The sequence below is a fragment of the Streptococcus sp. 1F3 genome (genome assembly GCF_054968985.1).
Window position 1 is genome coordinate 1 of sequence record NZ_JBUEQR010000105.1, and the last position, 11,347, is coordinate 11,347.

Here is an 11,347-nt window from a genome sequence, read left to right on the forward strand (position 1 = left end):
ATATGGGACTTTTTTTCTATACTCAAAAAGGCTCCATAATCTCTACAGTGGATTTACCCACTACAGAAATTATAGAGCCTGATTTTTATTGAGTATTAAAGCTGAATCAAAATAAAAAAATACTTGCAATCTGATGAGTTTGTGATACAATAGTGACTATAAGGTTATCAGGAAGATGACCAAGTCAAAAAGGAGAATAATGATATGCCAGCAATTTCGTTGACCCCAGAACAGTTAAAGTCTGAAGCGCAAACTTATACCAATGCTTCTGAACAGTTGAAAGATGCCATTAATAAGGTTTCAGGTGCAAATGGCCGTCTTCAAGGACAATGGCAAGGTGCGGCTTTCCAATCATACTTGGAACAATTCCAACAATTATCAGTAAGCGTAACTCAAATGGAACAACTTCTTGAAAGTATCCATGCACAATTGAACCAATACGCAGATACTGTTGCTGAGCGTGACCGTCAGGATGCAACTTCATTTGGCTTGAATTAATCATCAGTGAACGGCGCTTCGAAAGGGGCGTCGTTTTTTGCTAGTTATAAGTGGAGAAGGAATCATGAATAATCCTCATAAAGAAAAACGATACTTAAAAATTTTAACTGCGGTGGCATGCGTATCCCTATTATCGGGTTCTCTTGTTTATTTTGCATTAAAGGATCAGAATCTTCACTATTCAAGTGAAACTAAACAAACTGCTAAGGTTCAGTATGCGCTTGTGAATGAAGATAAAGGTGCAAGGTTTGAAAATACTGATTATAATTTGGGTTCGGATTTTGTAACCTTAATTAACCAGGATACGGAGAATAATTGGGAAACTACCAGTCGTAGTGTTGCTGAAGCAGGATTGAAATCTGGTCAGTTTGATGCAGTTATTACTCTTCCGTCAGACTTTTCTGAGAAGTTGTTGAGCTTAGAGAGCGTTTCTCCAGAAAAAGCTACAGTTTCTTATCAGATCCGTGAAGGGCAAAATGAACAAGCTAATCAGGCTGTTCATAGTCAAGTTAATACGGTCTTACAAGGATTTAATCAACGAGTGGTTCGGATGTATTTTTCGAGCATCATTCGGAACCTTTCGGATGCACAGACTAATGTGAATCAGATGGTAGCTACTGAGTTGTCGCAAAATACATTTACTACCTCCAATATTCAAGTTCCATTTTCGACACTACCAGATTCGTTTAGAAGTACTCAATCCATTGCAAATAGTCTGAAGACGGATAATGAACTTTTTAAGACGCAACAGGAAGCTTTTGTTAAATCAGTCGCAAGTAGCATGGAAGCGAACAATAGCTCCTTAGATGCTTCTGGGAAATCGCTTGAGTCTACAACGAACTCTGTGAATGAGTTCTCAAAAGAAGCCAATACTCGCCTTGAAAAGTCAACTGACCAGTACAAGGAGCAGTCTGAAAAAGATAAGACTGCCTTGGAAAAGCAATGGACAGACGATCAGAAGCATTATTCTGACTTGTATGATGCTCTTTACACTGTTGGAAATATGAAATTAAAGGAATTACAGTCTTCAGACACAGAGACAGGTTCCTTTATGGCAGATTTCAAAGCTAAGGCGGAGGAGTACAAAGTTGCCCAAGGTAAGGTTAAGGGAAATCTAGAGGCACAAATCACTTCTTTAGAAAAAGAAGCAGCGGACCTTAGTGCACTTAGGGATACCATTGCAGAAACCTACTATAGTTCTAAGGATTTAAGCGCTCAGACAGCTACGGATAAGGATATTCGTTCAGCTATTTTGAATTTAATGACGAGACCAGAAAATCGAAGCAAACTCCCTAAACAGTATATTGAAGCAATTGCTAGTCGGTTACCGCTGATCTCATCTGGAGATTTGAGTGACCTCATTGCTAAATTGGAGCAAGATAAATTGATGTCATTCGATGAGGCAACAACTTATCGGAATGCACTGAAAATTGTGGATAGTTATAGTAGTGAGTTAGGTGGCTCTTTGGGACAGAATGCAACCTTTAAGTATCTGTCCTCAACGGATACTATGATCAATCCAGTAACCTATTCCATTCACCAGACGTTAGAATTTGCTCCGTCAACGGGTAGCCAGACAGTCCAATTGAATATAGATGATGCAACGATGGGGAATCTTGAGTTGGAAGGTGTGACGAAAGATTCAATTGAAGCTTCTATCCGTCAACAATTAAAAGATACAGGCTATAATGTAACTGCTACAGTATCGGAAAATACGATTCAAGTCACGTTTGTCAATGAAAGAACCGCACCAACTACTCCTGTAACCTCTCCAGATTTAGGGACCTCAAGTACTCCAAACACGGATACGAGTGGTGCTACAACAACTCCGCCAACTACTTCGCCAGACGTCCATCAACCTACCTATTCGACGCTTCCTAAAAAGGTGAGTGTCACGATTAGTGGCCAGATAAAGTGGAATTTATCTGATGATGTAAACAAGAATTCCTATAACCAAGTAAGTTATAGTTGGACAGATGGCATTTCAGTTCAAGCAGTTGGTCAGTTATCTGTAGTTAATGGTAAGTATGACACTTTAGCTGAGGATTTACCTGTGATTCTGAAAAACTTCCAAAACCTAGACCTTGCTGCTCAACAAATCGTGACTCTCTTTGCATCGCCAGGAACAAGTTTAGATATCAATCAATTTGCAAGTGCACTCTCTACGGGTACTCTTGTGGAAAAAGCAAGTCCAGATTCTGTCTATACTCTCTACAACAACCTAACGGATGATGAGCGTGCTTCAGAACTATCTGAGGTCTTAGTCGCTAAGTACCAACTTGCGGGAGATAGTTTATACAAACAAGTAGACCAGCAATTGAAGGATGTAATGGATATTTTGGGTGAAAAAAATAATCCTAAGGAAGGGACTCTTCGTCAAGTGTATCAGTCTCTCCCAGACTCAGATCTACTTGTCAAACAAGCATCTGCTTTAAATACTTGGTACGGGGAGATGCAGAAGGTCTTAGACCAAGCTCATGGTCAATGGAAGGACTCTGAGAAAGTTCCTTATGAGTCGGTTGTGAATGATCAAAATCCACAACCTGAAAAGATGGACACATCTAAGTTGGAAGAAGAAGTGAAGTCGCTCCTGTCTCAATACGATAGTCTACGAGATAGTTCTAAAAAAGCTGCACAGGCTACGGCAGATGGTGCTGCACAGGTACGAGATATCTCCCCACAAATCCAACAGTTAAGTGAGACAACAGAGTCTGTTCAAAAGTCCGCAGATAGTGTACTTTCTAGCCTGAATCAGAGTGTGAAGGAAACAAGTAGCACGGTTGAGAAAAATACCTCTTATGCGGAACAGTTTGGAAAAGTACTTGCTAATGCGAAAAGTGGAGGTTCTGATAACAAGCAAGTGTTCAACTTCTTATCAGATCCAATTACCACAAAAGTCACAGAAGGTAAGGCACAGTCAGTTAGTCATATTTCTATCATTCCTTATTATATGACCTTGTTGTTATCGGTTATCTCCCTTATCACAGCTATGACGATTGGACGCTTTGTTAAAGGTGGACAAGAAAAGGAAGAAGCAGATCTTTTGACGGCGAGAAAGTGGGAGTTGAAACTGACTAGTTTCCTACCTACAGTGGGAGCAGCGACTGCAGGTGCAATTCTGTTTTCAGGGGTAACACTAGGAGTGGCAACGGCTGCTAATGGAGTTTTGTGGTTCGTTTATAGCTTTGCGTTAATGACGGGACTTATTTTAGTCTTATCTTACGGCTTGAAGAAAGCTCCGTATCTGACTTATATCGTAGCTGCATCTCTCTTAGGCTTCTATCTCTTATTGACTCCTATTTTGGGAGTGACAACTCAGTCAGGAAGTTTTCTTAATCTCTTGTACCGACTTTCTCCATTACAAAATATTGAAAACGGCTTTAGTTATCTCTTGGTAGGTGGTAACTTAGGTGTTGTAACAGTTCTTCTACTTTTATTATTTGTAGGAGTCGGAGTTGGTCTCAATCTCTTTACAAGAAAGAAATAGTTAAGGTGAGGATCCGTAAGGATCCTTTTTGTCTTCTTGTGAGAGGGTGCAATTTGTAGTATAATAAAGTTATCTTTACCAAGTGGGAAAGGAGATTTATGAAGCGGATTCAAGCCATCTTGGGGTTGTTATTGTTGTGTCTATCTCTTGCTTCAAGAAATGCTAGAACAGATGACGGTGGTCTTTCCATCAATAATCAGACCATCTACGATCAAGGGAACAGCCCTCAGACAACCAAGTCTAAAAATATTCCTGAATTATTTTTAGAAGATAGTGTGAATAAAGAAAAACAGCTACAACAAGCACAACAGGAGAATGTTCACCAAGCGCAGTCCTCTCTTTTTATGGGCATTAAAGATACCAATAGCTTTCAGAGTCAGGATGAGGTGACACGTGGCTTGTTTCAAGCGGATTATAAGGCAGATGAGGCAATTTTGACTGGTGAGAGTAATTCTAGCAGTTCATTGCCTACTTGGCTGACTGCTTTAGGATTTGGAATAGGTCTACTTAGTGTTACCTATCTAGGTGTCTGGCTGGGTAAAAAGTACTCAAAGGTACTTCGTTTCAAGAAGGAGAATGTATGATGAATACAATTACGGTTGGTATAAAATGGAGAAATCAAGTATATGATTTGAAACTTCCAACACAGGTTTCATTTAAAAGAGTAAAAGAATTGATATGTGAATCGTTTGCAATCATGAATCAGGAGCTACCAATTCACTTTAATCTCCGGGTGACTAACAAAGCACTCGTCTTTTATGATGATGATCAGGTGGCTGATTTTCCGTTGGGCAATGGAGATCAATTAGAAATTGTAGGGAGAGAGAAATGAAAGTACAAGAGACAAGTATTCAATCCAAGTGGTCGAAAGATGCTGGGGAACTAGAGATTACATTATCCGCTAATCAATTTCAACTGAATCGGATGAAGCAGTATCGATTCTTCTTGGAAAGTAAAGTACACTTAGCTCAAGGAGTAGTGAAAGAAGAAACAGAAGAGGTTCTTCTTCTCTCTTACCACATTCCAGCAGGTTATCAGTCAATTCGAGAAGCTGTTGAAAATAAAGAAATTCTTGAGCGCCTTCATCTTTTTCAGAAGTTACAGTTTTTAAAAGAAACGGTTGATCAACCAATGAAACCCTTTATCCATCCCGATAATCTATTTGTGAGTGGAGAAAGTGTCCTTTTAGGACATAGAGGGGTGACAGAGAGTGCGGTTCCTTTTTCGCTCACGAAAGAGGACTTGTTAAAGCAATACAAGGCTTTAGCTGTGTTCATTTTACAACCTAAGCTCAACTTCGAGGAGTTAGTTGATAGTCTTGTGACGGTTAAAAATGCCTTTGCGGAAAAACTTTCTACAGCAGAGACATTTGATGAAGTGGATCGTCTCATTAGTGAGCAGGCTCATATCCAAGAAGAAAAGCGTCAAAAAGAAAAGCTCTTGGTATCGAAAAGGAACTATCAACTATTTAAATGGGGCTCTTTGGGACTCGCTGTTGTGACGGTTGCGATGGGAATTGGAATGGGAATCTATGCCTTTCACGTGGTACCTAAGCAGGAGAAAATCATTCAGGCTGAGACTAGCTACATTGCCAAGGATTATACAGCAGTAGTAGAAGGACTCAAGTCAGAAGATCCCAATAGCCTTCCAAAGGGTGTTCAATATACACTTGCGGCAAGTTCGTTAGAACTAGATAATCTAACCCAGGAACAAAAAGATGTTGTAGCACGCACCTTGTCACAGAAGTCCAGTGAGAATACCCTTTCTTATTGGATTTATATCGGTCGTGGTGAGCTTGAAAAAGCGCTTGATATCGCTCAAAATATCGGGGATATTCAGTATATTCTCCATGCTTATACTAAGCTCTATGATCAGGTCAATACGGACAGTACCATGAGTGGGGCAAAAAAACGAGAACTTCTTGAAAAGTATCAAAAAGAAATTGATAAGTTACAGGAACAATTAAACGGAAGTTCAAAGACAGATAGTGCACCGAAGGAGACTAAAAATGGCAACTAAGGACAAACAAGCAGTTTGGAGTCAAAAGCTGTCAGATGAAGCAGTTCTTTGGCATGTATTTTCGTTTAAAGAACGCTTTGAGTACAAGGAGTTGACCGAAGGAGAGTCTTCACTAGACATTGGAGGGAGTCACCTTGCATTAACCGAAAATGGTCTTGAGAAGGATGGCATCTCTTGGTCTGGTCAGGAGGAAGAAGATCTGGTAGCTTTTCCACACGACCTAATTCAGATTCATTCCTTTGCCTATCCTAAGCGAGACTTGCTCTTTTCTAAGGAGAAGAAAGCAGATGTTTCTCTAGAAAGTCAGGCTCTCCTTTATCTGAAGGTTAAGGAGAAAGGCAATTATTATTTATCTGGCTCATCCAATGGAGCTCGCCTTTATCTAAATGGAGAAAGGCTAGAGGAAGTTGATGCCACTATTCGGGTAGGTGATGTTTTGGTGGTGGATTATTTCCTTTTCTCATTTCGGGAACATCAGATTCATTTCCTGCCTTTGAGTGGACAATATACCATCCAATCTCATCGCTTGTTTGAAGAGCCTTATCGATCTGAGTTTCCACATGGGTTTCCTAATTATCGCAGAAGTCCACGGATTTACCTAAAAGAGCCTGAGGATAAGGTGGAAATCAATTCACCAGCGCCAGAAGAAAAACTTAGACGTGGTGAACTATGGCGAGCAATCGTGCCACCTGTTGGGATGCTGGTCATTAGCGGAGTCTCTAGTGTCTTTATGCAGAGGAATGCTCTGCTTATGATGGGAATGGCCAGTGCTAGTCTTTTGACAGCTGGATTTTCAGTATCCAGTTATTTTACGAACAAAAAGGAAATCAAAGAGAAGAATCAGAAGCGCAATGATGACTACCAAGAATATCTTTTAGAGACAGGGAGCCAATTAAGCCGTCTAAAGGCTGAGCAAAAGAAAGCTTTGGCCTATAACTTTCCGTCTGTTGAAGAACTGGTTGGTTTAGTGGAGAGTTACAATCCACGTATCTATGAAAAAATGTCTACCAATGAGGACTTTTTAAAAGTTCATTTGGGAACGGGTGCTATTACTTCTAGCTATACCTTGCATTTCCAACCTACCAATCGCAAGGAAGACTGGAGTCGCTTTATCGAGCAAAAGCTTGTACAACCGCATAGCAAATTAGAAGAAGCACCCATTGTCATTTCCTTGCGGAATCAGGCGTTGGGGCTAGCAGGAATAACTCCCGTCTTGCGAGTGGCAGTTCAAACGTTATTGTTTCAGATTGCGGCTCTTCATTCCTATCATGATGTGGAATTTGTGACCTTGGTTTCTCAAGAGGAATACGAGAATCACTGGCGAGAATGGCGCTGGTTGCCACATATGCAAATCCGTAGTCTCAATCTGCGAGGATTCATCCATGATGATCAGACTAGGGATATGGTCTTGACCTCTTTCTACCAAATGTTGGTCAAGCGTCGTCAGGTCGCTCGGGAACAGAAGCAGGAGCAGGTCTTCTCACCGCACTACGTTTTGACGATTTTGGATGAATCGTGGCTGTCTGGACATGGGCTCAACGAATTTCTAGCAGAGGATATGACCCAGTATGGAGTGACGGTTATCTGGGGCAAGGAAAGCCTTAATATGCTTCCAGAGACAGTGACAGCAGTGGTAAACTACCAAAATGGAGAAGCGGCTAAGCTCATCAATAATCATCACGTTTATGTCAACCAAGACTTCAAACCCAATCGCCTCCCTCAAACAGGTAAGCTAGAAGAAGCTATTTATCGTTTAGCGAATCTCAATCATATCGAAGTAGAGAAAAACTCAATTCCAGATACAATCTCCTTTATGGAACTCTACGGCGTCAAGCAGGTTGAGGAATTGGCGCTTGAAAAACGCTGGCAGATGGCAGACAGCTCTAAGTCCTTAGCTGTACCTCTAGGTGTTCGGGGGAAAAATGATATTGTGGTCCTCAATCTTCATGAGCGTGCTCACGGTCCACATGGATTAGTTGCAGGGACTACAGGTTCTGGTAAGTCAGAGATTGTACAGAGCTATATATTATCTCTGGCCCTTAATTTTGCGCCTGAGGATGTTGGCTTTTTACCGATTGACTTTAAGGGAGGTGGAATGGCCAATCTCTTTGCTAAGCTACCTCACCTGATGGGGGCTATTACCAACTTGGATGGAGCTGGAACGGCTCGTGCACTGAAGAGTATCCGAGCGGAACTCCAAAAGCGACAGCGTCTCTTTGGGAAGTTTGGTGTGAATCATATCAATGGTTATACCAAGCTCTATAAAAAAAGGAAGGCACTTAGCGATCCAGAAGAGAAAAAGGCCTACCCGACTGAACCCTTGCCTCACCTTTTCCTCATCTCAGATGAGTTTGCGGAGCTGAAGCAAAATGAGCCTGAGTTTATGGCAGAGCTTATCTCTACAGCACGTATCGGACGTTCTCTAGGAGTTCATTTGATCCTTGCGACACAAAAGCCATCTGGAGTGGTGGATGAGCAAATCTGGTCCAACTCTCGCTTTAAACTAGCGCTCAAGGTCGCAGATCCTTCTGACTCAAACGAGATTATTAAAACCCCAGATGCGGCTAGTATCACTCAGCCTGGTCGCGCTTATCTTCAGGTCGGTAACAATGAAATCTATGAACTCTTCCAATCTGCCTGGAGTGGAGCGGAGTATCAGCCTTATAGCGATGAGGGCAATCAAATAGATGAACGGATTTGGCTGGTCAACCAGCTAGGGCAAAGCGAACTCTTGATTGACGGAAATGACGGGGATTACTCGTTTGAAGAGACGCAAGAGCAAAAAACAGAGCTGGAAGCTGTGATTGATTATATCAGTCAGGAGACGGAGCGTCTGCAAGTCATCCTCCCTGAAAAGCCATGGCTACCGCCTCTTGGAAAAGAGCTAGTAGGAGAGGCGATTGACCGTCAAGCAGAGTGGGGGAGTCCTCGTCAACTCTCCATTCCACTAGGAATGCTGGATCTGCCAAGTGCTCAAAAGCAAGAGGTTTATCACTTTGATATCGAAGAGTTGGGCAATACCGTCTTATATGGGTCCCCGGGCTTTGGAAAATCAATAGCTCTTCAAACTATCCTCATGAATCTGGCACGAAAAAATACGCCAGAGCAAGTTCAGTTTAATCTCTTTGACTTTGGGACGAATGGTCTTTTGCCAGTCAGAGAGCTACCACATGTAGCAGATCTGGTTCGACTGGATGAGGAAGAAAAGCTCATCAAGTATCTGAAGCGTCTGGATGGTCTGATGAAAGAGCGGAAAGCCCTCTTTACAGAGGCTGGGGTGTCTAGCTTGTCGCAGTATGAGCAAAAGACAGGTCAAGCTCTCCCTGTTCTTCTCAACTTCTTTGATGGCTATGACTCGGTACGAGAAAGCCCATTAGAGGAAACCATTGAGTCAGCTGTTAACCAGCTTCTTCGTGAAGGAGCTAGTCTGGGAATCTATACTCTGATAACCGTACTCAGTGCTAGCAGTCTGCGTTTACGGATGAGTTCAACTATTCCTAATGCTTTGAGCTTCTACTTAGTAGAAGAAGGGGCGCTCCGGACGGTTATGGGTCGTGATGCTTTGCCAGGTCAGGAAATTGTCGGTCGCGCTCAAGTGACACAGGAAGAAGTCTTAGAGTTACAAGTCTATCTGCCAGTAGAAGGGAAAGACGATATTGAGCGCCTTTCTCGCCTGACAGCGGAAATCCAAACGATGAATCAAGAATGGCTAGGCTTACGGCCAGAAGCAGTGCCTATGTTGCCAAGCAAGATTTCTACGAGCTTCTTTGGGGATCACGAGGGGGTTCAAGCTATGTGGCAAAGAGGAGAGTTGCCAATTGGTTTTGATAAGGAGAGTACGCGCCCAGTTGGTTTTGTACCGAAACGAGATGGCTATTTTGAGCTTCTCTATGATACCATGCAGCAGTTGGAATATGGAGAAGCAGCGCTTCTTACAGGCTTAGAAAAGATGCCTCGCCACATCAAGAAGTTCTTGGTGGATCCGACAGGCAACTACCATCAGTCGGAAGGGCTGTTTGACGAAGTGTTTGTCGGAGATGGAATTCCTGGCTTCTTTATGGATATGCAGGCTGAGGTGGATGCACGCACGCCAGCTGATTTGGATCATCCAATTTATATCTTGATTCCAGAAGCACAAGCTCTCAGCAAGATCATGAATCTCAAGATGACAGAAGATGCCTTTAAAACTCTCCTACACAAAGGGGGGACAGTTGGTCTACACTTCATCTTTATGGGTGAGTTGCGTCAGATTGTCAATGGCTATATGGAAGTTGATAAGATTCTGAAGGTCAATGTGCCTGCGGGCTGTATCGGTATTCGTTTCCAAGACCAGAATGTTGTATCGATTAAGAGTAGCTTTACAGAATCCGTAGTTGGAGTAGATGAATACAATTACTTTACTAGCCGAGATGGTTATCGTATTAAGCTTATCAGTGAATAAAAGCGAGTCATTTGACTTGCTTTTATTTATGGTTTTCTTTCTTATTCCTAATGGTAAAATATTGAGATTTTTGATATAATTCTATTAACTGTAAGGTTTAGTGAAAAAGAGGTATAAAGATGAGTGATTATGAAGAAAAACGGCTTGCCAGTAATGCTTATAATCGAGCGCAAGCGAGTCTCAATGAAAGTTTGGCGAATCAGTATCAGAAGGCATACGATACGAAAAAAGCAGAGATTGAGAAGTTAGAATCTGCAAGAAAAGAACTCTCTAAGCAAATTCAATCTTATGGTGAGTTTCGTAATACAGTCTCTCAATATTCTACAACTATTTCTACAGATACCTTTAAAGGGACAAGGCGTGATACATTTGATAAGGCTCTATCAGAAATTGCGACGACGATGAATACGCATCAGAATAGCCATGAAATGAATCTGGCGAAGTTAGATATGGAAATAGCCAAGCGCAAATTGGAGTTAGGAGATTTGGCTAGCGCTATTGGAAGTGCCTGGAATGCGGTTGAAAGTTTCTTGGCAGCTATTTTTTAGGGAGTAGTATAAATGGATAAAGTAGGAATAAGTTCGGCCTCTTGGCAAAGTGTTGTCACTTCAGCACGTACTAAGGTAGCATCTATATCAGATATTCAAGTGATAAAGATTGAAAAAACCACATTGAATCGGATGAAGGCTTTTGAGACTCTTCAAGAACAAGCCCAAAAAATTCTGAGTGATTATAAAGATTTTGAAATGGAACGTACTTCTCAAATGATTACGGTGGGTGAGAAGATTGTGGCTGACGATAAAGCCATGGCAGGTCAGTTTGATAAGAATACAGCCAATGTGAGGTTTCAGTAATGGTTCAATACGATAAGAATAAGATTTTTACGAGCATTATTACTAGCC

8 protein-coding genes are annotated in these 11,347 nt (G+C 41.7%); all 8 read left to right on the forward strand.

Features of this window, described 5'->3' with window-relative positions; translation table 11 throughout:
- Positions 1–204: 204 nt before the first annotated feature.
- Complete coding sequence (locus ACVPON_RS09170; protein ID WP_084948610.1) at positions 205–498, forward strand: WXG100 family type VII secretion target; 294 nt, start codon at positions 205–207, stop codon at positions 496–498.
- A gap of 64 nt (positions 499–562) precedes the next feature.
- Entirely contained in the window at positions 563–3,985 is a 3,423-nt protein-coding gene (gene esaA, locus ACVPON_RS09175) for a type VII secretion protein EsaA (RefSeq protein WP_462878327.1), read from the forward strand.
- Between the two features lie 98 nt (positions 3,986–4,083).
- The gene (locus ACVPON_RS09180) at positions 4,084–4,569 is read left to right on the forward strand and encodes a type VII secretion EssA family protein (RefSeq protein ID WP_462878328.1); all 486 of its coding nucleotides are present in this window, start codon (positions 4,084–4,086) and stop codon (positions 4,567–4,569) included.
- Positions 4,566–4,817 carry an EsaB/YukD family protein gene (locus ACVPON_RS09185; protein WP_462878329.1) on the forward strand — a complete coding sequence of 84 codons (252 nt, stop codon included), beginning with the start codon at positions 4,566–4,568 and terminating at the stop codon, positions 4,815–4,817. Before ACVPON_RS09180 ends, ACVPON_RS09185 begins: the two co-directional genes overlap by 4 nt.
- Positions 4,814–6,004 carry a type VII secretion protein EssB gene (essB, locus tag ACVPON_RS09190; RefSeq protein WP_462878330.1) on the forward strand — a complete coding sequence of 397 codons (1,191 nt, stop codon included), beginning with the start codon at positions 4,814–4,816 and terminating at the stop codon, positions 6,002–6,004. The genes ACVPON_RS09185 and essB overlap by 4 nt, the downstream gene beginning before the upstream one ends.
- Positions 5,994–10,445 carry a type VII secretion protein EssC gene (gene essC / locus ACVPON_RS09195; protein WP_462878331.1) on the forward strand — a complete coding sequence of 1,484 codons (4,452 nt, stop codon included), beginning with the start codon at positions 5,994–5,996 and terminating at the stop codon, positions 10,443–10,445. Before essB ends, essC begins: the two co-directional genes overlap by 11 nt.
- Positions 10,446–10,564: 119 nt before the next feature.
- A complete protein-coding gene (locus ACVPON_RS09200) occupies positions 10,565–10,993 on the forward strand; it encodes a DUF5082 domain-containing protein (protein WP_462878332.1) in 429 nt (142 codons plus the stop codon).
- A 12-nt stretch (positions 10,994–11,005) separates the two neighbouring features.
- Positions 11,006–11,299, forward strand: coding sequence for a type VII secretion protein (locus ACVPON_RS09205; RefSeq protein ID WP_462878333.1), 294 nt, complete (start codon positions 11,006–11,008; stop codon positions 11,297–11,299).
- Positions 11,300–11,347: the final 48 nt, after the last annotated feature.